This is a genomic window from Cellulosimicrobium sp. So1_17, assembly GCF_055181235.1.
In genome coordinates, this window is sequence record NZ_CM143702.1 from 4,308,197 (window position 1) to 4,334,284 (window position 26,088).

Below are 26,088 nucleotides of genomic sequence, written 5' to 3' on the forward strand. Positions count from 1 at the left end.
CCCGGGACGTCGCCCGGGAACGTCCTCGACGCTACGGACCGGCCCGCCGTCGTCGCGTCCGGCGTCGGTCGGGACCTCACGGGCGCGCCGTCATCCCGTGGTCGTACGAGCGTCAGGCCCCGGGGCGGACGAGGCCGGTCTCGTACGCGGTCACGACGGCCTGGACCCGGTCGCGCGCGCCGAGCTTGGCGAGGATCCGGCCGACGTGGGTCTTGACCGTCGCCTCGGCGACGAACAGGTCGCTCGCGATCTCCGTGTTGGACCGGCCGCGCGCCATGAGCAGGAGCACCTCGCGCTCGCGCTCCGTGAGGCCCTCGACGGCCGCGTGCGCGGGGGAGTCCGCGACCTGCTCGGCGGGCAGTGCCGTGACGAGGTGCTCGAGGAGGCGTCGTGTCGAGGACGGCGCGATCACCGCGTCCCCGCGGTGCACCGTGCGGATGGCCGCGAGCATCTCCTCCGGCGGGGCGTCCTTGAGCAGGAAGCCGCTCGCGCCGGTCCGGATCGCCTCGAGGACGTACTCGTCGAGGTCGAACGTCGTGAGGACGATGACGCGGGGCACGTGCGCTCCCTCGGCGGCGGCCGCGGTGAGCCGTGCCGTCGTCTGCAGGCCGTCGAGGTGCGGCATGCGCACGTCCATGAGGACGACGTCGACCGGGTGGTCGGCGAGGAGCCGCAGCGCCTGCAGGCCGTCGCCCGCCTCGACCGTGACCTGCAGGTCGGGCTGGGAGTCGATGACCATGCGGAACCCCGCGCGCACGAGCTGCTGGTCGTCGACGAGGGCGACGCGCACCGGGGCGCTCGCGGGCTCGTCGGACGGGAGGAGGGCGGTGGCGTCGGTCATGGCGTCCTGTCGGTCGTGGGGGTGGGCAGAGTGCTCGCCGGACCGGTCGCCGGCGCGGGCCCCGCAGGGCTCGCGGGCGTCGCGGGGGTCGCGCGAGGAGGGAGCGGCGGTGGGGGGACCGGCGTCGTGCCAGACGCCGTGGGCCCGGCACCCGCGCGGGTCGCCGGAGGCAGGGGGAGGGTGAGGTGGACGCGGAACCCGCCGCCGGGCCGCGGGCCGGTCGTCACCCTCCCGCCGAACAGGGCGGCGCGCTCGCGCATCCCGAGCAGGCCGTAGCCGCCCGACCGTCCCGGCGCTGCGCCCGGGGGTTCCGCGGCCGCGCCGCGGCCGTCGTCCTCGACGAGGAGCGAGAGCGAGGTCGCGTCCCAGCGCACGACGACCGTGACCGTCGGGTCGGGCCCGGCGTGCTTGAGGACGTTCGTCAGCGCCTCCTGGCACACCCGGTAGACCGTGAGGCCGGCGCCGGGGGGCAGAGGTCGCGCCTGGCCGACGCGGACGAGGGACACGCGCAGGCCGCTGTCGCGCACCTGCGCGACGAGGGTCTCGAGGTCGGCCGTGTCCGGCTGCGGCGTCGTCTCGAGAGTCGGGAGGGTCGCGGGCGGCGCCCCGCCGGCCGGTGTCGCGTCCGCGGCCGGGAGGGCGGCCCTGGGCGCGCCGGGCCCCGCGACCGGGGCGCCGGACGGACGCGGCGCCTCGGTGCGCAGCACGCCGAGCAGCCGGCGCATGTCGGCGAGCGCGGCCCGCCCCGTCTCGGAGACGGTCGTCAGCGCGCGCTGTGCCGCAGCCGGGTCGGAGGCGGCGGCGTACCGGCCGCCGTCGGCCTGGGCGATGATCACGGACAGGGAGTGCGCCACGATGTCGTGCATCTCGCGCGCGATGCGCGCCCGTTCCGCGGAGGTGGCGATCCGTGCCTGCTGGTCGCGCTCGACCTCGAGCCGCTCCGCCCGGTCGACGAGCGCGGCGATGGTCTCGCGCCGCGAGCGGCGCACGAGTCCGAACGCCCACACGGCGAGGAACGTCATGCCGCCGAAGGCGGACGTGAAGAAGACCATGGTCGCCAGGTCCGCGAGGCTGCCGGAGCGCAGCCCGAGCGCCAGGCCGAGGACGACCGCGCCCACGAGCGCCGAGACGATCGCCGTGCGGTGGGCCCAGCGCGGCCCGTAGACCGTCACGGAGTACAGGGCGACGAGCACGGCGAAGTCCGCGGGCAGCAGCAGGAGGTAGCCGGCGAGCAGGTGCAGCAGCGCCACGGCGAAGACCGCGACGGCCGACGCGACCGGGCGCACGCGCCGCCACGGCAGCGGCGCGAGGAGCAGCGTGGCCCAGACCGCACCCCATCCACCGCTGAGGTCTGCGCCGACGGTCCCGGCGTTCGGCGCGAACGCGGCGGAGGACGGGACGAAGACGACCGCGACGAGCACCGTGAGGGTGAGGTCGACCCCGAAGCGGTGCTCCTCGTTCCACTGCCCGAGCCGCGCGTACCATCCCATGCGACCAGCCTAGGCAGGAGGGGTCGGTGTGACGTCCGACCACGGTCGGACAGGAGGCGCTGCACGAGGGGACCGAAGTCGTACTGATGCCCTAGCATGAGCGAATGACCCACGTACTGCTAGCGGAGGACGACCCGGCGATTGCCGAACCTTTGGCGCGTGCGCTGACACGTGAGGGTTACAACGTCGTCGTCCAAGGAACTGGTCAAGGGGCGATCGACTCCGCGAGCGGCGCGGACATCGTGGTGCTCGACCTCGGTCTGCCGGACATGGACGGGCTCGACGTCGCGCGCGAGATCCGGCACAAGGGTCTCAGCACCCCGGTGCTCGTGCTCACCGCACGGGCCGACGAGGTCGACCTCGTCGTCGGTCTCGACGCCGGGGCGGACGACTACGTGACGAAGCCGTTCCGGCTCGCCGAGCTCCTCGCGCGCGTGCGGGCGCTGCTGCGACGGAGCCACGGCGAGACGGGGGACGAGGAGGAGCTCGGCGCGCAGGACGTGCGGGTCGACGTCTCCGCGCACCGGGCGTTCCAGGGCGAGCGCGAGCTGCACCTGACGACCAAGGAGTTCGAGCTGCTGCGCGTGCTCGTCGCGAACGCCGGCTCGGTCGTCGTGCGCGACGCGCTCATGCGGGACGTGTGGGGTTCCGAGCCCGTCGGCTCGACGAAGACGCTCGACATGCACGTGTCGTGGCTGCGGCGCAAGCTCGGCGACGACGCCAACTCGCCCCGCTACATCTCGACGGTCCGCGGGCTCGGCTTCCGCTTCGAGACCGGCGAGAGCTGATCCACCGGGTCGTGGAGGGCAAGGAGTAGCGTGCGGCGCCGGATGCTGCAGGCCACGGTGGCGGCGGTCGCCGTCGCCGTGATCCTGCTGGGGTTCCCCCTCGCGTTCTTCGGCGCGCAGTTCGTCCTGCAGGGCGAGGCCGACGACGTGCAGGCGCGGGCCGACCGTCTCGCCACCCGGGTCGACAGGCGCGTCGACGCGGGAGAGGAGATCCCCGACGTCACGATCGAGGAGGCCGTGCAGGGTGCCGGCAACGACATCCCGGCGTCGGTCTACGTCCAGCTCCCCGACGGCACCCTCCTGCGTGCCGGCGAGGAGGTGACGGGTCGCGCGATCCGCACGGCCACGACCTCGGAGTCGGGGGCCCTGATCGTCGTCGAGATCTCCTACTGGGAGGCCTACTGGCGTGCCGCCCAGATCGTGATCCTCGTCGTGGCGGCCGCCGTCGTGGCGTTCGCCGCGGGGATCGTCATGGCCGTCTGGCAGGCGAACCGGCTCTCCGCGCCGCTCGTGTACCTCGCCGCCTCCGCGGAGCAGCTCGGCTCGGGACAGGTGCGACCGCGTCTGGAGCCCTCCGGGGTCGAGGAGATAGACCTCGTCGCCGCGGAGCTGGCCCGCAGCTCGGACCGGCTCGCGGGACGCCTCGCGGCGGAGCGGCAGTTCGCCGCGGACGCGTCGCACCAGCTCCGGACCCCGCTGACCGCGCTGAGCATGCGCCTCGAGGAGATCTCGCTCGCGTCCGACGACCCGGCCGTGCAGGAGGAGGCCCGCATCTCGCTCGAGCAGGTCGAGCGGCTCGTGGGGGTCGTCGACGACCTGCTCCAGTCCTCGCGCCAGGCGCAGGGCGGCACGACCGAGGCCGTCAACCTCCTCGAGGTCGTCCACCAGCAGGAGGAGGAGTGGGTCCCGACCTTCCAGAAGGCGGGACGCCGGCTCGTCGTCGACGTGCCGCCCGACTACCAGGTGCTCGCGACGCCCGGGGCGCTCGCCCAGGTGCTCGCGACCCTCATCGAGAACTCGCTCAAGCACGGCGGCGGCACGACGACGGTGCGGGCGCGTCCGTCCGGCACCAGCGGGGCGGTGGTCACCGAGGTGTCCGACGAGGGCGCGGGCGTCCCCGACGACCTCGCACCGCGGATCTTCGAGCGTGAGGTCACGTCCGGGGCCGGTACCGGGCTCGGGCTCGCCCTCGCGCGCGACCTGGCTGCGTCCGACGGCGGTCGCCTCGAGCTCGCCCAGCGCCGCCCGCCGGTCTTCGCGCTCTTCCTCGCCGGCGTGCCGCGCCGGCTCGACCCGCGGGTCGTGCTGCCGACCGGCACCGCCGTGCCGTCACGGCGCCGTCGGCGCAGGCGCTGAGCCCGCGCCCTCCGCCGGCGCGCTGAGGCGGCACCCTCCACCGCGCTCGCGCGGCGGAGGCGGTCAGCCGACCCGGGCGGGTTCTGCGTCCTCGACGGGTTCTGCCGACCCGGTGAAGACGAGGTGCCGGTACGCCAGGTAGCGGAACGCGGTGCCCAGGGCCAGCCCCACGACGTTCGCGGACACGTTCTTCGCGAGCGGCGACGTGAGGCCCAGGACGTACGTGGAGAACGCGAGGCACCCCACGGCGATGAGCATCCCGCCGACGTTCACGACGACGAACGCCGTGAGCTCGCGGCCGCGCGTCTCCGTGCGGCGTGCGGAGAAGGTCCAGTAGCGGTTGCCCAGCCAGGAGACGAGCGTCGCCACGGCGACGGAGACGACCTTCGCGGTCAGGGGCTTGTGGCCGAGCACCTCGCCCGGGCCGAAGCTCAGCAGGTTGAACAGCCCGAGGTCCACGACGTACGCGAGCGCGCCGACGGAGCCGAACTTCGCGAGCTCGCGCACGCGGTCGGCGAACCGCTGTCGCGGGGCGCTGGTGCCGGGGGCCATGGACCGAGGCTACCCGGGGTGCCTGGGAGCGTGCGGGGCGGTGGGTGCCGGTGGGTGCGGGCGCGCACAGGCACTAGGGTGGGTGCACGTGGCAGCACCAGTGATCGCCGTGGTCGGCGGCGGACAGCTCGCACGGATGATGGCCCCGGCGGCGGGGGAGCTCGGTGTGCACCTGCGGGTGCTCGTCGAGGCGCCCGACACGTCGGCGGCCCAGGTCGTGACCGACACCCCCGTGGGCGTGGCGTCGGACGAGGCGGCGATCCGGGCGCTCATCGCACCGGCCGGGGGCGAGGCCGCGGCCGTGCTCACCTTCGAGCACGAGCACGTGCCGAACGCCCTGCTCACCGACCTGCTCGAGCACGGCACCCCCGTGCGTCCCGGGCCCGACGCGCTCGTGCACGCGCAGGACAAGATCGTCATGCGGCGTCGGCTCACGGAGCTCGGCGCCCCGTGCCCGCGCTGGGCGGCGCTGCCGACCGCGCCCTACGCCGCGCGCGCCGCCCTCACCGCGTTCCTCGCCGAGGTCGGCGGGGAGGCCGTCGTCAAGACGTCGCGCGGCGGCTACGACGGCAAGGGCGTGCGGGTCGTGTCGACGGCCGGCGGCGGGGCCGAGCAGGTCGCCGAGTGGATCGACGCCGCCGCGGCCGGCGGGCCGGCGCTCCTTGTCGAGGAGAAGGTCTCGTTCGCGCGCGAGCTCGCCGTGCTCGTCGCACGACGCCCGTCCGGCGGCGAGGACGGTCGCGGCGAGGTCCGTACCTGGCCCGTCGTCGAGTCGATCCAGCGCGACGGGGTGTGCGCGGAGGTGATCGCCCCGGCGCCGGACCTCTCGGCCGAGGACGCCGAGCGGGCCCGGGACGCCGCCGTGCGCATCGCCGAGGGGCTCGGCGTGACCGGCGTGCTCGCTGTCGAGATGTTCGAGGTGCCGGCCGACGCGGCCGGGGCCGGCGGTGCAGGCGACGCCGCGCCGTCGCGCATCCTCGTCAACGAGCTGGCGATGCGCCCGCACAACTCCGGGCACTGGACGATCGACGGCGCCGTGACGAGCCAGTTCGAGCAGCACCTGCGCGCCGTCCTCGACCTCCCGCTCGGCGACACCGCGCCGAGCGCCCGGTGGACCGTCATGGCGAACGTGCTCGGCTCTGCGCTGGACGAGCTCACCGACGCGCTCCCCGACGTGCTGGGGGCCTTCCCGGACGCGAAGGTGAACCTCTACGGCAAGGGCGTGCGGCCCGGCCGCAAGCTCGGGCACGTCAACGTGAGCGGCGACGACCTGGACGACGTGCGCCGTCGTGCGCTCGCCGCCGCCGCGATCCTGCGCGGCGAGAACCCCGGGTCGCAGACCGCGAACCCTTCGGACGAGGAGCACTGACCATGAGCGACAACCCGATCGTCGGCATCGTCATGGGGTCCGACTCCGACTGGCCCGTCATGCAGGCTGCCGCCGACGCCCTGGCCGAGTTCGACGTGCCGGTCGAGGTCGACGTCGTCTCCGCGCACCGCATGCCGGTCGAGATGATCGACTACGGGCGTTCCGCGTCCGAGCGCGGCCTGCGCGCCGTCGTCGCCGGCGCCGGGGGCGCGGCCCACCTGCCGGGCATGCTCGCCGCCGTCACGCCGCTGCCCGTGATCGGGGTCCCCGTGCCGCTCAAGCACCTCGACGGCATGGACTCGCTGCTGTCCATCGTGCAGATGCCCGCGGGCGTCCCGGTCGCGACCGTGTCGATCGGCGGGGCGCGCAACGCCGGTCTGCTCGCCGCGCGCATCCTCGCGTCGGGGACCGACGACGCCGCGGCGCGACTGCGCGAGCGGATGGTGGCGTTCCAGGAGGACCTGGCAGACCAGGCGCGCGCGAAGGGCGCGCGCCTGCGGGAGTCGCGGACGCGGTAGCCGGACCACGGTCGCGCGGCGTCGTCGGCAAGATCGCCTGGCCGGCCGACACAGGCAGGGTATGGACGTGCAGCGAGACCTCCGCGTCGCAGCCGCCCGAGCAGGCGTGGTCGCCGCCGCCGGGCTGCTCGCGGTGGCCGTCGTCGGCTGCGGTCCCACGGCCGGGACCGAGGGTGACGAGGGACCGAGCGTGACCGCCGAGCTCGCGGTCGCCGTGGTCGACCCTCAGGACCCCGTGTTCCAGGACGCCGTGGACCGTGCGTCGGACATCACGTCGGACGACGACTCGTCGCCGGTCGTGCTGCGAGGCGGCGAGGGGAACGAGCTTCTCGTCGTCACCCGCGGCAGCTCGTCCTGCCCTGTCACCCCGCGTGCGGGCCGGTGGGTCGGCAAGACGTACGTCCTCGAGGTGGCGTCGTACACGGCCGAGGACGCCGAGCAGGAGGGGACGGACCGCGTCTGCACGGACGACCTGGCCCCGGCGGTCTTCGCGATCTCCGTGCCCGACCTTCCCGACGACCCCCTCGACGTCGCTGTCGAGCGGGTCGAGCTCGTCGCGTCCTCCGAGCTGCCGGGCCGGGCGACGGCGCGTCCGGAGGGCTGACGGGCGCCTCGAGACGTGCCGCGACGTCCGGGCGCCCGGGGCGTGGTCCGAGCTGCGGTCCGGGCTACGGCTGGGGGAGCCCGCCGACCTGTCCGGGCGGGAGGTTGCCGTCGCGGATGTCCTCCCAGAACTGCGGTGCGAGCTCCGGGTCGAGCTGCACCGTGGAGCCGACGTTCCCGGGACGGTAGTCGGGGTTGCTGATGGGTGGCGTGCCCGTGATGCCGTCGGGGCCGTTCGCTGCGCGGAACGCGAGAGCCATCTTGCCCAGGTCGACGATCCCCGTGCTCTCGTCGACCGTGAGCGCGCCGAGCCCGGAGTCGAGCAACGAGACCTGGTCGGCCGGCCGGAAGAGGATTCCCGGGTCGGCAGCCTTCGAGGTGACGGCCCCGATCACCTGTCGCTGACGCTCGGCGCGACCGATGTCGCCCTTCGGGTCGGAGTAGCGCATGCGCGAGAAGGCGATCGCCGTGGTCCCGTCGGCCACGTGGCACCCGGCGGCCCAGACGAGGCCGCTGTTGGGGTCGTTGACGTCGTAGTCGAGGCACAGCTCCACGCCGCCGACGGCGTCGACGACTCCCTGGACGCCGCCGAACCCGATCTCCACGTAGTGGTCGACCGTGAGCCCGGTCAGCTGCTCGACCGTGCGGACCAGGAGCGGTGCGCCGCCCCAGGAGTACGCCGAGTTCAGCTTGCTGGCGCCGTTGTCCGGGATCTCGGCGTACGTGTCGCGAGGCAGGCTGATCAGTGCCGCAGGCCCGCTCGACGGAGCGTGCAGGAGGAGGATCGTGTCCGTCCTCGCGCCTTCGGTGCCGTCCTCGCCGACGACCTCGCCGCGCGCGTCCGATCCCGCGAGCAGGTAGGTGTTCCCCGGCGTCCCGGCCGCACCGGAGAGCGCCTCGACGTGCTGGATCTTGCCGTTCGCCCACACGAGCAGGCCGATCGGCCAGGCGAGCAGCCCGACGAGCACGACGCAGGCGACGAGCACGGCGACGCGGCCCTTGCGCACACGGATGGTGCCACGCCCGCGCGGAGCCCCGGCGGGCGACGTCGGTCTGGGGCTGCCCGCGGGCGGGCGACCCGGAGGCGCCGGGGACGTGCCCGGACGCCGAGCCGGCGAGGCCGTGCTGCTCGATGCGTGCGATGACGACGAGACGCGGGGTGACGACGAGACGCGGGGTGACGACGAGACGCGGGGTGACGACGAGACGCGGGTCGACGGCGTCCGTCGCTGAGGCGTACGCTCCGGCGCCACGGACGGCGGGAGGGCGGACGCCGCCGCCGGGCTGCCTACCGGCCGTGCTGGCCGTGCGGGCGGGGGTGTCGAGGAGCGCGTCGGCGTGACGGGGACCTCTCGCGACGACTGGCGTCGGATGCGCGGCTCGGGGCGCACGGCGTCGTCGGCCGCCGGCCGCCGCACCGGTGCGGGGCGCTGACCGCTGTTGCCGATCGTGATGGCGTCGTCGACCGACGACGGACGTGGCGACCTCCCGCCCTGCGGCGTGAAGCTCGGTGGGCGTCGCCCCGGATCAGTACCCTCGTGCGTCATCGGCGCTCACCCGCACACTGACGTGACGTCCTGCGCGGAGAACGCCTCCTCGCCGGCGTCCTTCGTCTCGGCCGGGGCCGGTGCCGTCTCGGTCGCGTCCTCCGGCCCGGCCGGACCGGTGCCGGTCTCGGGCGTGGCGTCGGACGAACCGGCATCCTGCTCGCCGCCGGCCTGCTTGGTCGCTCCGGCCGGGCGGTCGTTCTTCAGGTTGTCCCAGAGCTGGTCCGCGTCGGACGTCCACACCACGTTGTTGGGATTTGTCGGGTCGGTGCCGTTCGGGACCGTCATGAAGGTGATGCTGCCAAGGTCGATGCCCTTGGCGCTGTAGGCCAGTCCGGCGAGTCCCGTCACGGAGGAGAAGTTGTCGCTCATGGTCAACGAGCTCGTCACCGCGTCGAGGAACTGCACCAGCGCACCGGCGTCGGTCAGGAGGTTCTTCCCGAGCACGGTGCGGACGAGCGCCGCCATCAGTTCCTGCTGACGACCGATCCGGCCGAGGTCCGAGCCGTCGCCGAGGCCCTGCCCGGTGCGTGCACGGGCGTAGCTCAGCGCGGTCCCGCCGTCGAGCGTCTGCACCCCGGCGGGAAGCGTGAGGTTGTTGGCCTTCGGCGAGTGCACCGCCTCGGGGATGCACAGCTCGACGCCGCCGAGCGCGTCGATCATCGCCTGGAAGCCGGCGAAGTCGATGACGACGAAGCCGTCCATCCGGACGTCCGTGAGGCTCTCGATCGTGCGCATCGTGCAGAGGGCGCCGGAGGCGACGTCGCCGCCGAGGTCCGCGCCGGCCGCGAACGCGGAGTTGAACTTCGTGCCCGACATCGGGTTCGTCGTCGTGCCCGACGTCGTCGGGCACGACGGGACGTCGACCGTCGAGTCGCGCGGGACCGACACGAGCTCGACGCGGGACCGGTCGGCGGAGATGTGCAGGATCATCGTCGTGTCGGAGCGCATGCCCTCGGTGTCGTCGGCCACGAGGCCCGCATTGGCTCCCGACCGGTCGTCGCTGCCCATGAGGACGATGTTCAGGGGAGTGCCGGCGTTCGGGTCCTCAGGATCGGGCGTGCTGGCCTCGGGGCGGTCGTCGCCCAGCAGGGTGTCGGCGTCGACGTCGTCGATGTTCCCCGTGAACCGCGAGAGAGCGGTCGCGCCGCCGACACCCGCGAACGCCACGCACGCGGTCACGCACAGCGCCAGCACCCGCAGCACGGACCTCGACGGGAGGCGTCGCGCATGCGCCGGACCGGCCGCGGTCCGGGGTCGGTGCGGTGCCGTGCGACCGCGATTCCGAGAGCTCACGACCGATGAGCATAGGCGGTGGAGGTCACCGTTCTGCGTCGCCCCAGGACCCGGTGGGTAGAGGAATCGTGGAGAACGCCGACGCCGTCAGCGCCGGCGGGTCCGCCGGTGGCGGACCCGCCGGAAGGACTCACTGGCCGACGGCGGCGTACTTCGCCTCGGTCGCGGCCTTGGCCGGACGCCACCACGCCTCGTTCTCGCGGTACCAGGCGACGGTAGCCTCGAGCCCGTCGCGGAAGTCGGTGTATCGCGGGGTCCACCCGAGCTCGTCCCGCAGGGTGGAGGCGTCGATGGCGTAGCGGAGGTCGTGCCCCGGGCGGTCGGTGACGTGGTCGAAGTCTTCCGCGTCGCGCCCGAAGATCTCGAGCAGCGTCCGCACGACCTCGAGGTTGTTCTTCTCCCCGTCCGCGCCGATGAGGTAGGTCTCGCCCGGCCGACCCTTGTCGATGATGCTCCAGACGGCGGCGTTGTGGTCCTCCACGTGGATCCAGTCCCGCACGTTGAGGCCCGCGCCGTACAGCTTCGGGCGCACCCCGTCGATGAGGTTCGTGATCTGGCGCGGGATGAACTTCTCGATGTGCTGGTACGGCCCGTAGTTGTTGGAGCAGTTCGAGATCGTGGCCTGCACGCCGAACGACCGCGCCCACGCGCGGACGAGGAGGTCGCTGCCGGCCTTCGTCGAGGAGTACGGGCTCGAGGGGTTGTACGGGGTGCTCGCCGTGAACTTCGCCGGGTCGTCGAGCTCGAGATCGCCGTAGACCTCGTCCGTCGAGATGTGGTGGAAGCGGGTGCCGTGCTTGCGCACCGCCTCGAGCAGCGTGAAGGTGCCGACGACGTTCGTCTGGACGAAGGGCGACGGGTCGTTCAGCGAGTTGTCGTTGTGCGACTCGGCGGCGAAGTGCACGACCAGGTCCGACTCGCCGACGAGGCGGTCGACGAGCGGGGCGTCCGTGATGCTGCCCTCGACGAGCGTGATCGCGTCGGCGACGGGAGCGAGCGACGTGCGGTCGCCCGCGTAGGTGAGGGCGTCGAGGACGGTCACCCGGACGTCCGGACGCTCACGCACCGTCTGGTGGACGAAGTTGGAGCCGATGAAACCGGCTCCGCCGGTGACGAGCAGACGCATGTGACGGTCCTTCGAGAGGGGCTGCGGGCGGCACCTACTGTACTGAGGTTCGTCGGACGGGATCACGACGCGCCGTTCGTCTCACCTTGCCGAGGGTGAGGACCTGGCGTTGACTTCGTGTACAAACCGTTCACGCCGAGGAGTGCCGATGGTGTCGCCAGCCGTGGTTCCCGCGTTCGTCGCCGTCGCGTCCTTGGTGGTGCCCCTGTTCGGGCCGCCCATGGTCGCGCCCGTCGAGCGTCCGACCGCCTCCGCTCCGTCCCTGCCCGCTCCGACCGTGCCGGCCCCGCTCCTTCCGGCGACGGCGCTGCCCACGGCGGACGCGTCCGTGGAGCCCCGGATCGACGAGTACCCGCTCGCCGTGGACGTCTCCGTTCCCGACCCCCGGACGCAGGCGGGGGCACGGAGCGCTCCGGCCACGGGCGAGACCGCTGAGAGCGCGGCGCCTGACGGTGAGGTGCCCGACGGTGAGGTGCCCGACGGTGAGGTGCCCGACGGTGAGGCCCCGGACGGTGAGGTGCCCGACGGTGAGGCCCCGGACGGTGAGGTGCCCGACGGTGAGGCCCCGGACGGTGAGGCTCCTGAGAGCGGGAGCCCGGAGAGCGAGGCTCCGAGCGACGACTCCGGCGAGAGCGAGGCCGCCGAGGAGGCCGAGGACGGCGCTGCTCCCTCGGACGAGCCGGCGCTGGCGGATCCTCCGGCCGAGCCGGCCGAGCCCGTCGCCCCCGGTGACGAGCTCGAGCTCGAGGCCGTGGACGACGTCGCCGCGGGACCGGTCGTGGAGAACGAGGGCTTCCAGACGGTCGCCGTCTCCTGGCCCGACGACCTGACGGTCGAGGTGCCCGAGCTCCAGGTACGGACCCGGTCGCAGGACGGGGACTGGACTGGCTGGCAGCATCTCGAGGTCGCCGACGAGCAGCCGGACGCGGGCACGGTCGACGCGGAGGTCGAGACCCGGTCCGGTACGGGGACGATGTACGTCGGTGAGTCGGACGCCGTCCAGGTGGCGACCGTCGACGCGGTGGAGGAGCTGCCGGCCGACGTCCGTCTGACGCTCATCTCCACCCCCGAGCCGACCGAGGTCCCGGCGGCCGAGGTGGCCGGTGCCGCGTCCACGGGCGAGGCGGTCACGACGAACGCGCTCTTCGTGGAGAGCGCCGGCGCCACGGTCGCGACCGCTGCGGCCGGGCCGGCGGTCATCTCCCGAGGAGGGTGGGGAGCCGCTCCTCAGGCATGCACCCCGGACACCGCTTCACGCCTGGTGGGTGCCGTCATCCACCACACGGCGAACCCCAACTCCTACACGTCCGTCGCCCAGGCGATGCAGGTCATCCGCAACGACCAGGCGTACCACATCAACACCCGCGGGTGGTGCGACCTCGGGTACAACTTCGTCGTCGACAAGTGGGGAAACGTCTACGAGGGCCGCGCGAACAGCATGACGAAGGCGATCATCGGCGTGCACGCGGGCGGCTTCAACACGTCGACCGTGGGCATCGCGTTCCTCGGCGACCACTCGAGCGTCGCCCCGAGCAACGCCGCGGTCCAGGCCGTGGCGCACGTCGTCGGGTTCCGGCTCGGCGCCTACGGGGTGCGCCCCGACGTGTTCATGAGCTACACGACACGCGGCGGGGAGAACTCCCGCTACCCGGCGGGGACGACGGTCACCCTGCCCACGACGTTCGGTCACCGTGACGTCGCCTACACCGCCTGCCCCGGCCAGGTCGGCTACACGCACCTGCAGTCCATCCGGAACCGTGCGACCGCGTACGGCTACGGTGCGGCGTTCAACCAGGCGCGGTCCGTGGTGCGGGCGTTGTACGACGACCTGCTGGGTCGTGCGGCGGACTCGTCGGGGTTGACGACGTGGACGTCGAAGCTGGCGTCGGGGACGAGCCGGGAGTCGGTGGTGCGCTCCTTGACGCGGTCGGAGGAGTACGTGCGGCTGCGGGTGCGTGAGGCGTACGTGGACGTGCTGGGTCGTCAGCCGGATGCTGCGGGGTTGAACAGCTGGACGCGGGGTGTGATGTCGGGGGACATCTCGGTGGACGCTGTGGCGTTGTTGTTCTACCGGACGCCGGAGTTCTACCAGCGGTCGGGGGGCAACGACGACGCGTTCGTGCGGCGGTTGTACCAGGTGATGCTCGGGCGGTCGGCGTCGGCGTCGGAGGTGGCGCACTGGCGTGGGCAGATCGCGTCGTCGGGCCGGGCGGCGGTGGCGTCGGGGGTGTGGTGGTCGCGGGAGGCGGCGAACAACCGGGCGGGCGGGTACTACGAAGTGTTCCTCGGGCGTGCGCCGGACCGTGCGGGCAAGGTGTCGTGGGGTGGCGTGCTGCTCACGCGGGGTGAGGGCGCGGTGCGTGAGGGGATCGCGGGCTCGGTCGAGTACCGCAACCTCGCCCTCCGCCGGTTCCCCTGACGATCATGCGCTCCCGGTCGGTCGTCCAGGCGCTGGTGCTCACCATGGTGGGCCTCCTCGCCGTCGTCGTGCCGACCGCACCACCGGCCGCAGCGGCCGACGGCACGATCACGTTCGCCGGCCGTGGCTACGGGCACGGGCGGGGCATGGGCCAGTACGGAGCGCTCGGGTACGCCGTCGACCACGGGTGGTCCCACGCGCAGATCCTGCAGCACTTCTACGGCGGGACGAGTCTGCGGAGCGACGCCGGGAACGGTTCCCTCTCCGTCGAGCTCCTCCGCAAGACCGGGTCCGACACGATCGTCACGGGCCCGTCCCTCCGCGTGAACGGCGCGGCCGCCGGTGCCGCGGCGGTGCGGCTCGTGCGCGTCGCGGACGGGCGCCTGCGGTACCACACGGGCCCCGGGTGCGCCGGGCCGTGGTCCGACCGGGGGGAGGTCGCGTCAGGCGCCGTCGTCTCGACGGCCGCCGACCCGGCGAACGTCGCGAACCTCCTCCAGCTGTGCGAGGCCGGGGTCGACCACGGCTACCGGGGCACGTTGCGGGCCGTCGCGGCCGGGGGGACGCAGTTCACCGTCAACACGCTCCCGGTGAACTCCTACCTGCGGGGCGTCGTGCCGCGGGAGATGCCGGCGTCGTGGGGAGCGCTCGGCGGCGGACGTGGTGCACAAGCGCTGCGGGCCCAGACCGTGGCTGCGCGCTCCTACGCGCTCGCCCCGCGCGGCGTGCGGGCCTCTGGAGCGCAGACGTGCGACACGACGGCGTGCCAGGTGTACCTCGGCGCGACGACGGTCACGGACGCGGGCGCGCGAGCGTCCCTCGAGCACGCCCTGTCGGACGCTGCGGTCTCGGGGACGTCGGGACAGGTCATGCGCCACGCCGACAACCGCGTCGCGCTCACCGAGTTCAGCAGCTCGACCGGCGGGTACTCCGCCGGAGGGACGTTCCCGGCCGTCGTGGACGCCGGGGACGCGACCGCGAGCAACCCGCACCGCTCGTGGGCCGTGACGTTCACCCCGGAGGAGCTCTCGGCACGCCTGGGCGTCGGCACGGTCACGGGCGTGCGGGTCGCTGCCCGCAACGGGCTCGGCGAGCTCGGGGGCCGGGCGACGCGGGTGGACGTCACCACGACGGGCGGGCAGGTCGTGGCGCTCACAGGGAGCCAGGTCCGCACCCGGCTCGGGCTCAAGAGCGACTGGTTCACCGTCTCCGGGGTCTCGCCGGCCGAGGCGCAGTCGGTGGTGCGGGCGTTGTACGAGGACCTGCTGGAGCGCCCGGTGGACGCGGCGGGTCTGTCCACCTGGTCGTCCGCGCTGGTCTCGGGGACGAGCCGTGCCGCTCTGGTGCGGTCGTTGACGCGGTCGGAGGAGTACGTGCGGCTGCGGGTGCGTGAGGCGTACGTGGACGTGCTGGGTCGTCAGCCGGATGCTGCGGGGTTGAACAGCTGGACGCGGGGTGTGATGTCGGGGGACATCTCGGTGGACGCTGTGGCGTTGTTGTTCTACCGGACGCCGGAGTTCTACCAGCGGTCGGGGGGCAACGACGACGCGTTCGTGCGGCGGTTGTACGAGGTGATGCTGGGGCGGTCGGCGTCGGCGTCGGAGGTGGCGCACTGGCGTGGGCAGATCGCGTCGTCGGGCCGGGCGGCGGTGGCGTCGGGGGTGTGGTGGTCGCGGGAGGCGGCGAACAACCGGGCGGGCGGGTACTACGAGGTGTTCCTCGGGCGTGCGCCGGACCGTGCGGGCAAGGTGTCGTGGGGTGGCGTGCTGCTCATGCGTGGTGAGGGTGCGGTGCGGGAGGGGATCGCGGGCTCGGTCGAGTACCGCAACCTCGCCCTCCGACGGTTCCCCTGACGGGCGCGCCGGCCCGTCAGGACCCGGACGGCACGGGCACGACGGTGCCGTCGGGCTCGATGACACCCATCCAGAGCCTGGACTCCGTGGTACGCGCCTCCTGGGGCGGGCTCACGAGCGTGCGCTCCCAGATCGTCTCCGTCGTCGTCCGCAGGGGCGGCGGCACGACGCCGTCGGACCACGGGATGACCTCGCCGTGGAACGCGACGACGGCCACGTCGCCTCCCCACGCCTCTCGGAGGCGTGCGAGGGTCTCGGGTTCCGCGTTCGAGACGGCGACCGTCTCCGTCCCGCAGATGGCCCGGAGCGTCGCCTCGTAGGGTATGACCGTCTCCAGCACCGCGACAGGTCGACCGTCCGCGGCGTCGCACGCCGCGGACGCCTCGCCGAACCGCCCGTCCTGCTCGACCACCGTGAAGATGTTCGACCAGGTGAGCAGGGGCCATCCTGCGACGGCGACCGCCCCGACGACGGCGAGCACCCGGGCCCACCGGCGCCGGGTCTCCCAGATCACGACGAGCGCCAGCGTCGCGGCGACGAGGAATCCAGGAATCGTCACCGGGAGGAAGCGCCGCATCGCCCAGACCTGGTCCGGCGTGATGCTCACGCGCCACAGGTAGAGCGCGCTCGGCGCGGCGACCACCGCGACGAAGACCAGCAGACGGGGGTCGCGGCGGTCCACGGCGCGGTACGTCGCGACGGCCAGGCCCGCGAAGGCGAGGACGACCATGGGCACGCCGAAGTACCAGGTCAACCAGTTCACGGACAGCTCGTCGTACGACCGCGTCCCGTCGAGCGGCAGCCCGTCGAGCTTCTGGATGTTCTCGATGAAGCCGGCATAGGGCGAGGCGCCGTCGATGTTGTGCTTCTCGGTCCACAGGGGCCTGGTGACCAGGACGAGAGCCACGACGACGACGGCGGCCGCGCACCCCCACGCGAGCATGCGCCGCCCACGCAGCGTGACCCAGCCCAGGAGCCGCGAGAGGAGCGGGACGTTGACGAGGACGGCGACGACGACCGTCGCCGCGAGCGCGAGCCCGAGCATGTTCACGCGGGCCGAGAGGTCGGAGAGGTACTTCGGGCTGTGGACCGCGAGGTCGAGGTACCCGAGGGCGATGAGCGCCAGGCCTCCGGCGGTCGCGGCCGCGAGCGCGACGACGAGACGTCGACGCGCGGCGGGTAGCGTCGCGCACGCCGCGGCGAGGCCCAGCGCGGCGACGAGACCGATCATCTGGGCGGCGCCGTCGACGCGAGCGAGCGCGGTCGCGCCGACGAACGCACCGGCACCGGCGAACTGCCACCACGACCTGGTGGCGACCGCGCTCCAGGCCAGGGTCAGGCCCGCGAACCCGAACGCGACCGTGATCGGCTCGGTGTAGGCGGCGCGGGTGAAGGCCGCGAACGGCACGCTGCACGCCATGCCGACGAGCGGGACGAGCGCCCAGAGCGGCCCGACGAGCCGGCGTGCGAAGGCGTACACGGCGAGCAGCGCCACGGCGCCGAGCACGAGGTTGCCCACGAGGATGCCGAGATCACCTCCCGCCCATCCTCCGACCGCGAGGATCCCGGGCAGGAGCTTGGCGCCCTGGACGTGGACGACGTCGCCGCTCGTCGAGTACGCCATCGACGCGATGCGGACCCCGTCGATCTGGGCGAGCAGGTCGGCACCGGTACCGAGCGGGATGTCGGGGGAGCTGTTGTCGCGGAGCCAGAAGCCCTCGAGCGTGAGGAAGCCCGGGTCACGCGTCACCACGACGAACCGGGCCGCGAAGGGCACGTTGACGGCGAGCCAGACGAGGACGACGCCCAGGGCTGCCGACGTGCCGATCACGGCGCGCCGGGTGGCCGGCACCGGGTCCGGGACGAGGCGCCACATCAGGGCGACGAGCACCACCGTGAGCGGCAGGACGACGAGAGGTCGGAACACCTCCAGGAGGACCGTGACCGACACGGCGATGCTCAGGCTGAGCAGCAGCGTCTGGACGCGGTCGGGCGCCGCGACGAGGAGCGCCGCCGCGTGGAGCCGCGGGCGCGCGGGCCTCACGTCGAGACGGCTCATGCCGACGCCGCCACGCTTCCCGGCTCCAGCACGCGCACCCGGACCGGGCTCGTCGTGAAGCCGACGGACCGGCCGTCCCCGGCCACGAGGAGCGTCGAGGCGTCACGGAGCCGGTCGAGCTCGACGCCGGCCTCGTTCGCGACCGCGCCGTGGACCGTGTAGGTCCCCTCGCCGAGCTGGAGGTTGCGGAAGTCGAAGGCGATCCGCACGTCGCCCTCGAGGCGCGGCATCCTCCGGCTGAGCAGCTGGGTGTTCGTCCCGATGACGGCGACGCCCAGCCCGGAGTCGATGCCCGTCCCGACCACCGCGTCCTCGACGGGGGCGGAGGCGTGGACGGAGACGACCACGGTGACGTCCTCGCCCGGCGAGATCTCCGCGACCGGCGCGCCGTCGGAGCGGACCACGTCGACCGCACGGACGGTCACGACGTCCTCCGGCTGCGCGTCCTCGACGTCCTCGACCGCCCGGGCCGCCTGCACGGTGCGCCGGTCCTCCCGGCGGATCTGGTCGAACTCCGAGCGCAGCGTCCGCAGCGCGTCGCGCGGCTCGCCGTCGGCGATCACCCGTCCGCTCTCCAGGACGACGGCGCGGTCGCACAGGTCGGCCACCTGGTCGAGCGAGTGGCTCACGAAGACGATCGTGCGGCCGTCGTGCTGGAACTGGCGGATGCGGTCCATGCACTTGCGCTGGAACGGCTCGTCCCCGACGGCCAGCACCTCGTCGACGAGCAGGATGTCGGGGTCCACGTGCACGGCCACGGCGAAGGCGAGGCGGACGTACATGCCGGAGGAGTAGAACTTCACCTGCGTGTCGATGAACTTCTCGATGCCCGAGAAGTCCACGATCGCGTCGAAGTAGCCGTCGGTCTGCTCGCGCGAGAGCCCGAGGATCGACGCGTTGAGATAGACGTTCTCCCGGCCCGTGAGGTCGGGGTGGAACCCGGCGCCGAGCTCCAGGAGCGCCGCGAGCCGGCCGCGCAGGCTGACGGTGCCCGTCGTGGGCTGCAGGATGCCGCCGATCATCTTGAGCAGCGTGCTCTTGCCCGACCCGTTGGGGCCGACGAGCCCGACCGTGGAGCCGGAGTCGATCTCCATCGACACGTCACGCAGTGCCCAGAAGTCGTCCTTGTGCTTGTTGGACCGCCCGAAGTTGACGAGTCGCTCCTTGAGCGACTTCTCCTTGCGGATGACGAAGCGCTTGGACAGGTCGTCGATGCGGATGACGGGGGTGCTCATCACAGCTCCTGCGCGAAGTTGCTCTGGAGGCGGGCGAACGTGCGCTGACCCAACCAGAGGAGGACGACGGAGACACCCAGCATGATGAGGAGGTTCGTCCCCAGGTTCGGGGGCACGGACTGCCCGTCGCCGGCGACCCAGAAGGTCTGCTGGAAGGCCAGGATGACCTGCGTCATGGGGTTCGCCAGGTAGATCGTCTCGAGGACCCCGTCGAGATACTGCGACACCTGGCTCCAGGAGTAGACGATCGGCGACGCCCAGAACAGCAGCATGAGCGAGATGTCGACGAGGTACTGCACGTCGCGCAGGTACACGTTCACCGCGGCCAGGAACAGCGCGACGGCGGTCGCGAAGGTGACGAGCACCGCGAGGGCCAGCACGAAGTAGAGCCATCGGGCGCCGACGGGGAACTGCCCGCGCACGACGGTGAAGGCGATGAGGATCCCGAGCTGGATCACGAAGTTGAACAGCGCGGAGCCGACGGCCGAGAGCGGGTAGACCTCGCGCGGGACGTAGACCTTCTTGATGAGGCCGGAGTTCGCGACGATCGAGCCCGTACCGGTGAGGACGATGTCGGAGAAGAGCTGCCAGGCGGTCAGGCCGGTGAAGATGTAGATGGCGAACTCGGGGATGGCGCGCTCGGCCCCGAGGAACTTGCCGATCGCCACCCAGTAGACCATGAGCATCGCGAGGGGCCGGGCGAGGCTCCAGAAGAAGCCGAGCACGCTGTCCTTGTAGCGCGCCTTGATCTCGCGCCGGGTGAGCAGCCCGAGGAGCTCCCGGTGCGCCACGATGTCGCGGATCGACTGGACGGTGCCACCGATGAAGCCGGGACGCGGTCCGGCCGGGCGGAAGGGTTCGGCCTCGAGCGTCGAGGCGCGCGCAGAGCGCTGGTCGTTCATCGCCGTCCTGATCGGTCGGGGGGTTCCGTGAGGTCGCCCAAGAGTAGTCGTGCCGCCCGGCCTCACAGGGCCGGGGGAGCGCCCTCCACGAGGAAGCGCCACACATCCTCCGCATACTCGTCCCACGTGCGGATCGACCGTGCGGCAGCCTCGGCACGGAGGCGGAGGAGCGTGGCGTCGTCGGCGAGCAGGGCCCGCATGCCGTCTCGCAGCGAGACGTCGTCGCGAGGGTCGACCAGGAGGGCCCCGCCACCGTCGGCGATCTCGGCCATGCTACCGAACGCCGAGGTGACCACCGGCGTCCCGACGGCCAGCGACTCAGCGACGGGGAGCCCGTAGCCCTCGTTGAGCGAGGGGAACACCGTGAGACGGGCGAGCCGGTAGGCGGCCCACAGGAGCCTGTCCGGGACCCGCGTGGCGGACTCCACGGCCCGTCCCTGGTCCTGGAGCCGTCGGAGCCGCTCGACGAACTCCTCGCTGTTCCATGCGTTCCCGCCGACGAAGGTCAGGGAGAACTCGTGCCCCTCGCGCCAGAGCACCTCGGCGGCGTGGAGCACCGCGCGGTGGTTCTTGCGCGGTTCGTGGCTGCCCACGACGAGCACCAGCGGCATCGTCCCCACGAGGAACCGCTCCGCGGCGTCGCGCAGGTCGTCCTCGGTGGACGGCGGAGCCTCGGTGGGCAGGAGCACCGGCTCGATCTCCGGGCCCGTGAGCCCGGTGGCGCCCAGCATCGTGCGCCATCCCCGGTACTCGACGGCGGCGGCGCGAGAGATGGGCGCGACGCGTGCGCCGTGCCGCATCGCCGTCATCGTGCCCGCGAAGGCGCCGGGCATCCCCGGCGCCGTGGTCTCTCCGGTGGTCAGCGGGATGAGGTCGAAGCCGATCGCCGTGAAGCTGCTGCGGGAGAAGCGGGCGAGCGCACGGAGGCGCTCGGTCCGGGGCTGGTCGATCGCCAGCTCCGGCAGCACGTACGTGGTGCGCCAGGGGACGACGACCACCGCCTCGTCCTGGGCCTCGTCGCTCTCCTCGGCGGCGACGGCCCGGACGATGCGGTCGTGCTCGACGGGCGTCAGCTCACGGATGGCGTCGAGCCCCGCGGTCCACGCGACCGCCACCACGTCCTTGGCGAGCCAGCGGCGGGTCGACTCGCGGGCGACGCGCTGGATCCCGGTCATCAGGGTCGTCGAGGCGGTGTGCGCGACGTCGACCACCGTGCTGCCCGACTCGACCCGGACGCGGCGCCGTGCAGACTCCGGCGTGGTCAAGAGGGTGAGCCGGTCCACGAGCGCGGACGGGTGCGACTCGCTCGCCCGTGACGTCTCGATGACGGTCGTGTCGTCGGGCAGGACCGCCGAGAGGACGGCGAGGGCCAGCCACACCTGTGACGGGTCGCGGACGTCGACGATCCGCTCGACGGCGTGGCGGACGGCCGACGGAGAGGCTTGCGGGACCTCTGCCGCGGTGTCGAGGGCCGCCGCGAGGACGGGGACCCGACGGCACCAGGCGGCGACGACATCGGGATCGAGGGGCGGTGGGGCGGCGCGGTCGGGCCGTCGCCTGGCCCACGGTCTCGTCGGCGTCATCAGTGCTCCCCCTTCGGCGGCTCCGCTCCTGTCAGGAAGTCCCACAGGTCGGCGGCGTAGTCGTCCCACGTCCGTTCCGGACGGTTTCGCGCCTCACCCTTGAGCCGCTCGCGCAGGGCACCGTCGGTCACGAGCCTGCGAAGTCCATCGGTCACCTGGTCGTCGTCACGCGGGTCGACCAGCAGGCACCCGCCGTCGGCGGCGACCTCCGCCTGGCTGCCGTACGCGGTCGTCAGGACGGGAGTGCCCACCGAGAGCGCCTCGGCGATCGGGAGGCCGTACCCCTCGTGCAGCGACACGAACGCGACCGCGTCGGCTGCTCGCAGCTCGTCCCAGAGGACCTGCTCGCTGACGCGGCCCAGCTCGACCAGAGGCCGTCCCTCGGCGCGGAGCCGTGCGGTCGCCTCGCCCAGCGGCTCGTCCGACCAGCCGAACCCTCCGACGAGGCGGAGCTCGAAGTCCACGCCCTCGCGCCACAGCCGCTCCGCGGCATGGACGACGGCACGGTGGTTCTTGTGGGGCTCGCGCGTACCGGTGCAGAGCACGACGGGGCGTGAGGACGGGTCGACCGGGTCGGAGCCGGGCAGGGGCGAGGCGATGGCGGGCAGCTGCACCTCGTCGACCTGCGGTCCGAGGAGTCCCTGCGCCGGGAGGGCCTCCACGAAACCGCGGAACTCGGCCGTCGCGGAGCGGCTGATGCACGCGACGCGCTCGGCGTGCTTGACCACGTGCAGGAGCCCGGCCGTCCCGTTCGCCTCGCCCCACGGCCGCAGGTCCGCGCTCGTGATGGGGATGAGGTCGTAGCCGACGAGCCCGACGGTGCTGCCGGACCACCGCGCGAGCGTCGCGAGCACGTCGCTCGCGGCCCCCACGGGGACGTCGGGGAGGAGGACGCGTGTGCGCCAGGGGACGATCATCGCGTGCTCGTAGTCGGCGGCGTCCCCGCCGGGCGTCAGGCCGCTCGTCCCTCCGGTGCCGAAGGAGAGGACGCGCTCCGACTCGCGAGGGGCCAGGGTGCGCAGCGAGGAGTGGTCGTCGCTCCAGGCGGCGAGGACGAGGTCGTTCTCGGACGCCCACCGCGGGACGGTCTCGCGGACGACCCGCTGGATGCCGGTGTGATGGTCGTGCCGCGCGCTGTAGTCCGTCTCGACGACCGTGGACCGGACGACCCGCATCGGCCGGTCCGCGTACATCGCGGGGCGGCGGAGCGCGATCGTCAGGATCTCGGTCTCGATCGCCTCCGGCGGGTCGAGCTCGAGCGAGCGCCGGAAGGCGACGAGCTCGTCCGACGAGGGGTAGCGTCCCAGGGCCGCGACGAGGACGAGCCACCGGGCGTCGTCGCCGGCGTCGGCGTCACGGACCGCCTCGACGAGGCGGGGCAGCAGGGTGGCGGCCGTCGTCCCGGCCTCGGCGGGCGCACCCCCCTCGTCCTCGCCGAGGACGACGTGCGCCGCCGTCGCGAGCCGTGCGTCCAGGGCGACCAGGAACCGCTCGGCGGTGGCGGGGGTGGCCGACGTCACGAACTCTTCCTCGCGGCCAGGCGGCGGACGGCGCGCAGCGGCTTGGTGACCCGCCACGAGAGGGTCTGGCGGATGGCCTCCAGCTCCTGGCGCGCCGCCGAGTCGTCGGGAGCAGGTCGCTGCTGCTGCTGCTCCTGGATCTCCGCCCACTGGACCAGGGCCCGCGTGCGCCACTGCACGAGCTGGCGCTCGACCTCCTCCATCTCCTGGTCCTTGGTCTCCAGGGAGCGAGAGGCCGACGCGCGGGCCTCGACGAGCGCGTAGGCGACGAACTGGTCGAGCGGGCACGCGGGGTAGGAGAGCGCCGTGCGCAGCTCGTCGGCGTGCTCCCGCGCGACGTAGAAGCGGGAGAGGCCGTCGAAGAGGCAGAACTCGTAGCCGGCCTCGAGGACGCGCGGCTCCCACGACTCGTGCGAGGGCTCGGTCGAGTTGGGCAGGGTCGACTCCACGACCAGGACCCACGGCCGCCACCGGTGGAGGTCGACGCTGCGCAGGACGGACTCCTCCGCGCCCTCGACGTCGACGAGCAGGAAGTGGATCTCCTGGGCCGTCCACCCGCTCTCGTCGAGCACGGAGTCCAGCGAGCGGGCGGGGACGACCATGTCCTCGTGCTCGAAGCCGGCCTGGTCGTGCCGTTCGCTCACCGAGTCCACGAGGGTGGACAGGCCGGTGCCGGGGACGACGTGGAGCGTGATGGTCTCCACAGGCTCGTCGGTGATCGCCGCCTGGACCACCCGGTCGCGGGGCCGCTCGTCCCGGTAGGCGGCGGCGAACGCCTCGACGGGTTCGACCGTGATCCCGCTCCACCCCCGGTCGTAGAAGGCGCGGCTCACCGAGTCGACGCGAGGGTGGTTCGCACCGACCTCGACGTAGCGCCCGTTGAGGACGTGACCGAGAGCGCGCCAGAGGACGACGTCCTCGCGGTTCTGCGCGTACGAGATGAGGGGACCGTCGGGCATGGGCGCCAGCATATCCACGACGAACGGCTCGCCGTGCACGCCTCGACGCGGGTCCTCGGCCCTCGGCTACGCTTGCTCGGTCCCCGAAACCGACCAGACGAGGAACCATGGCACGCGCGCTCATCACCGGCATCACCGGCCAGGACGGTCTGTACCTCTCGGAGCTGCTGCTCTCGAAGGGTTACGAGGTCTACGGGCTCATCCGTGGACAGAACAACCCGAAGCTCGACCTGGTCCGTGAGACCGTGCCCGACGTCAAGCTCGTCACGGGTGACCTGACCGACCTCTCGTCGCTGCTGCGCGCGCTCCAGGTCGCCCAGCCCGACGAGGTGTACAACCTCGGCGCGATCTCGTTCGTGGCGTACTCGTGGGAGAACGCCACGCTGACGAGCGACGTCACCGGCAAGGGTGTGCTCAACATCCTCGAGGCCGTGCGGCTCTACTCGAACGACGACCCGTCGAAGGTCCGCTTCTACCAGGCGTCGAGCTCGGAGATGTTCGGGAAGGTGCAGGAGGTCCCGCAGCGCGAGTCGACCCTCCTCTGGCCCCGCTCGCCCTACGGCGTCGCGAAGGTCTTCGGTCACTACATGACCATCAACTACCGCGAGTCGTACGGGATGCACGCCTCGAGCGGCATCCTCTTCAACCACGAGTCCCCGCGCCGCGGCCCCGAGTTCGTCACGCGCAAGGTGACGCAGGCGGTCGCACGGATCAAGCTCGGTCTCCAGGACGACCTCGTCCTCGGGAACCTCGACGCGAAGCGCGACTGGGGCTTCGCGGGCGACTACGTCGAGGCGATGTGGCGCATGCTCCAGCAGCCGGAGGCCGACGACTACGTCGTCGCGACGGGCGAGACGCACTCGATCCGCGACCTTCTCGACCACGCGTTCGCCCACGTCGGCATCGAGGACTGGTCCGGCTACGTGAAGCAGGACCCGCGGTTCATGCGTCCGGCCGAGGTGGAGCTGCTCATCGGCGACCCGGCCAAGGCGCACGAGAAGCTCGGCTGGGAGCGCAAGGTCGACTTCCCGGGGCTCGTGGGGATGATGGTCGAGAACGACCTCCGGGAGCAGTCCGGGCACGCCGGTCGGTGACGGGGATGACGACAGCCCTCGTGACCGGCGTCACCGGTCAGGACGGCTCCTACCTCGCCGAGCGTCTCGTGGCCGAGGGCGTCGAGGTCCACGGCATCGTGCACTCGACGTCGACCCCGGCCGGGACCTCCGTCCCGGAGGGGGTCGAGGTCCACGTCGGCGACCTCCGGGACGCCGAGGGCGTCGCCCGGATCGTCCAGGACGTCCGGCCGGACGAGATCTACAACCTGGGCGGCATCAGCTCCGTCGCGTACTCGTGGGACCACCCGGTGGAGACCGGCAGCGTGAGCGGTCTGGGGGCCGTGGCCCTCTTCGAGGCCGCGCGTCGCGCGCAGGACGCGTCCGGGCGGCCGGTGCGCGTCCTGCAGGCGTCGAGCGCGGAGATCTTCGGGTCGCCCGACCGCACGCCCCAGGACGAGCAGACGTCGGTCCGTCCGCTGTCGCCGTACGGCGCGGCCAAGGCCTACGCGCACCAGTCGGCGGCGGTCTACCGCGGTCGCGGTCTCGCGGTCTCGACGTGCGTGCTCTACAACCACGAGTCACCCCGGCGGCCCGAGTCCTTCGTGACCCGGAAGATCACCGCGGCCGCCGCGCGGATCGCCCGGGACGGCGGAGGGGTCGTGACGCTCGGGCGGCTCGACGTCCGCCGCGACTGGGGCTGGGCGCCGGACTACGTGGACGCCATGGTGCGCGCCGTCCGGCACGCGGAGGCCGACGACTACGTCGTCGCGACGGGTGCGACGCACTCGGTCGAGGACTTCGTCCGCGTCGCGCTCCAGCGCGCCGGGATCGAGGACTGGCGCTCGCACGTCGAGATCGACCAGCGGTTCGTCCGACCCGCGGACGCCGCCGAGCAGGTGGGCGACGCCTCGAGGGCGCGCTCCGTCCTGGGCTGGGCGCCCACCGTAGGATTCGACGAGATCGTGGGGCGGATGGTCGACCACGACCTCGCCCTCGCAGGAAAGGGCTGACGCCGAC

General features: G+C 72.9%; 21 protein-coding genes. 9 read left to right on the top strand and 12 right to left on the bottom strand.

All coding sequences use genetic code 11. The features are described 5' to 3' along the window. Positions 1-112: 112 nt before the first annotated feature. Both ACZCLJ_RS19000 and ACZCLJ_RS19005 read right to left on the bottom strand, forming a co-directional pair. A complete protein-coding gene (locus tag ACZCLJ_RS19000; RefSeq protein ID WP_251150376.1) occupies positions 113-841 on the bottom strand; it encodes a response regulator in 729 nt (242 codons plus the stop codon). Beyond that, positions 838-2,331 carry a sensor histidine kinase gene (locus tag ACZCLJ_RS19005; protein WP_463104897.1) on the bottom strand — a complete coding sequence of 498 codons (1,494 nt, stop codon included), beginning with the start codon at positions 2,329-2,331 and terminating at the stop codon, positions 838-840. Before ACZCLJ_RS19005 ends, ACZCLJ_RS19000 begins: the two co-directional genes overlap by 4 nt. Positions 2,332-2,435: 104 nt before the next feature. On the opposite strand from ACZCLJ_RS19005, the gene ACZCLJ_RS19010 reads away from it, so the two are divergent. Together ACZCLJ_RS19010 and ACZCLJ_RS19015 are read left to right on the top strand one after the other, a co-directional pair. Further along, entirely contained in the window at positions 2,436-3,119 is a 684-nt protein-coding gene (locus tag ACZCLJ_RS19010) for a response regulator transcription factor (RefSeq protein WP_251150375.1), read from the top strand. A 30-nt stretch (positions 3,120-3,149) separates the two neighbouring features. After that, entirely contained in the window at positions 3,150-4,475 is a 1,326-nt protein-coding gene (locus ACZCLJ_RS19015) for an ATP-binding protein (protein ID WP_251150374.1), read from the top strand. 63 nt (positions 4,476-4,538) lie between these two features. Here ACZCLJ_RS19015 and ACZCLJ_RS19020 read toward each other — a convergent pair whose 3' ends face one another. Next, positions 4,539-5,027 (bottom strand): GtrA family protein, encoded by a 489-nt coding sequence (locus tag ACZCLJ_RS19020; RefSeq protein WP_251150373.1) that lies wholly within the window; start codon positions 5,025-5,027, stop codon positions 4,539-4,541. An 88-nt stretch (positions 5,028-5,115) separates the two neighbouring features. On the opposite strand from ACZCLJ_RS19020, the gene ACZCLJ_RS19025 reads away from it, so the two are divergent. From ACZCLJ_RS19025 to ACZCLJ_RS19035, 3 genes are all read left to right on the top strand, one after another. After that, positions 5,116-6,396 (top strand): 5-(carboxyamino)imidazole ribonucleotide synthase, encoded by a 1,281-nt coding sequence (locus tag ACZCLJ_RS19025; RefSeq protein WP_463104898.1) that lies wholly within the window; start codon positions 5,116-5,118, stop codon positions 6,394-6,396. Between the two features lie 2 nt (positions 6,397-6,398). Beyond that, entirely contained in the window at positions 6,399-6,914 is a 516-nt protein-coding gene (purE, locus tag ACZCLJ_RS19030; protein WP_463104899.1) for a 5-(carboxyamino)imidazole ribonucleotide mutase, read from the top strand. Between the two features lie 67 nt (positions 6,915-6,981). Further along, positions 6,982-7,518 carry a hypothetical protein gene (locus tag ACZCLJ_RS19035; RefSeq protein ID WP_463104900.1) on the top strand — a complete coding sequence of 179 codons (537 nt, stop codon included), beginning with the start codon at positions 6,982-6,984 and terminating at the stop codon, positions 7,516-7,518. A gap of 64 nt (positions 7,519-7,582) precedes the next feature. On the opposite strand, the gene ACZCLJ_RS19040 is transcribed toward ACZCLJ_RS19035, so the two are convergent. From ACZCLJ_RS19040 to rfbB, 3 genes are all read right to left on the bottom strand, one after another. Continuing rightward, positions 7,583-8,524, bottom strand: a complete 942-nt coding sequence (locus ACZCLJ_RS19040; RefSeq protein WP_251150369.1) for an LCP family protein — start codon at positions 8,522-8,524, stop codon at positions 7,583-7,585. A gap of 546 nt (positions 8,525-9,070) precedes the next feature. After that, on the bottom strand, positions 9,071-10,270 hold the full coding sequence (locus ACZCLJ_RS19045) for an LCP family protein (protein WP_463104901.1): 1,200 nt from the start codon (positions 10,268-10,270) through the stop codon (positions 9,071-9,073). 220 nt (positions 10,271-10,490) lie between these two features. Continuing rightward, positions 10,491-11,486 carry a dTDP-glucose 4,6-dehydratase gene (rfbB, locus tag ACZCLJ_RS19050; RefSeq protein WP_463104902.1) on the bottom strand — a complete coding sequence of 332 codons (996 nt, stop codon included), beginning with the start codon at positions 11,484-11,486 and terminating at the stop codon, positions 10,491-10,493. Positions 11,487-11,634: 148 nt separating this feature from the next. On the opposite strand from rfbB, the gene ACZCLJ_RS19055 reads away from it, so the two are divergent. Beyond that, positions 11,635-13,905 carry a DUF4214 domain-containing protein gene (locus ACZCLJ_RS19055; protein WP_463104903.1) on the top strand — a complete coding sequence of 757 codons (2,271 nt, stop codon included), beginning with the start codon at positions 11,635-11,637 and terminating at the stop codon, positions 13,903-13,905. A 5-nt stretch (positions 13,906-13,910) separates the two neighbouring features. Continuing rightward, a complete protein-coding gene (locus ACZCLJ_RS19060; protein ID WP_463104904.1) occupies positions 13,911-15,758 on the top strand; it encodes a DUF4214 domain-containing protein in 1,848 nt (615 codons plus the stop codon). 16 nt (positions 15,759-15,774) lie between these two features. On the opposite strand, the gene ACZCLJ_RS19065 is transcribed toward ACZCLJ_RS19060, so the two are convergent. The 6 genes from ACZCLJ_RS19065 to ACZCLJ_RS19090 form a co-directional block, all read right to left on the bottom strand. Next, on the bottom strand, positions 15,775-17,817 hold the full coding sequence (locus tag ACZCLJ_RS19065; RefSeq protein WP_463104905.1) for an ArnT family glycosyltransferase: 2,043 nt from the start codon (positions 17,815-17,817) through the stop codon (positions 15,775-15,777). Continuing rightward, on the bottom strand, positions 17,814-19,052 hold the full coding sequence (locus tag ACZCLJ_RS19070; protein WP_463104906.1) for an ABC transporter ATP-binding protein: 1,239 nt from the start codon (positions 19,050-19,052) through the stop codon (positions 17,814-17,816). The genes ACZCLJ_RS19065 and ACZCLJ_RS19070 overlap by 4 nt, the downstream gene beginning before the upstream one ends. After that, positions 19,052-19,954, bottom strand: a complete 903-nt coding sequence (locus ACZCLJ_RS19075) for an ABC transporter permease (RefSeq protein WP_251150362.1) — start codon at positions 19,952-19,954, stop codon at positions 19,052-19,054. Before ACZCLJ_RS19075 ends, ACZCLJ_RS19070 begins: the two co-directional genes overlap by 1 nt. Positions 19,955-20,016: 62 nt before the next feature. Beyond that, positions 20,017-21,537, bottom strand: coding sequence for a glycosyltransferase (locus tag ACZCLJ_RS19080; protein WP_463104907.1), 1,521 nt, complete (start codon positions 21,535-21,537; stop codon positions 20,017-20,019). Then, entirely contained in the window at positions 21,537-23,057 is a 1,521-nt protein-coding gene (locus tag ACZCLJ_RS19085; RefSeq protein ID WP_463104908.1) for a glycosyltransferase family 4 protein, read from the bottom strand. Before ACZCLJ_RS19085 ends, ACZCLJ_RS19080 begins: the two co-directional genes overlap by 1 nt. Next, positions 23,054-24,016 carry an FkbM family methyltransferase gene (locus ACZCLJ_RS19090; RefSeq protein ID WP_463104909.1) on the bottom strand — a complete coding sequence of 321 codons (963 nt, stop codon included), beginning with the start codon at positions 24,014-24,016 and terminating at the stop codon, positions 23,054-23,056. Before ACZCLJ_RS19090 ends, ACZCLJ_RS19085 begins: the two co-directional genes overlap by 4 nt. A gap of 107 nt (positions 24,017-24,123) precedes the next feature. On the opposite strand from ACZCLJ_RS19090, the gene ACZCLJ_RS19095 reads away from it, so the two are divergent. Further along, on the top strand, positions 24,124-25,110 hold the full coding sequence (locus ACZCLJ_RS19095) for a GDP-mannose 4,6-dehydratase (protein ID WP_463104910.1): 987 nt from the start codon (positions 24,124-24,126) through the stop codon (positions 25,108-25,110). Positions 25,111-25,115: 5 nt separating this feature from the next. Next, a complete protein-coding gene (locus tag ACZCLJ_RS19100; RefSeq protein ID WP_463104911.1) occupies positions 25,116-26,081 on the top strand; it encodes a GDP-mannose 4,6-dehydratase in 966 nt (321 codons plus the stop codon). Positions 26,082-26,088 lie beyond the last annotated feature (7 nt).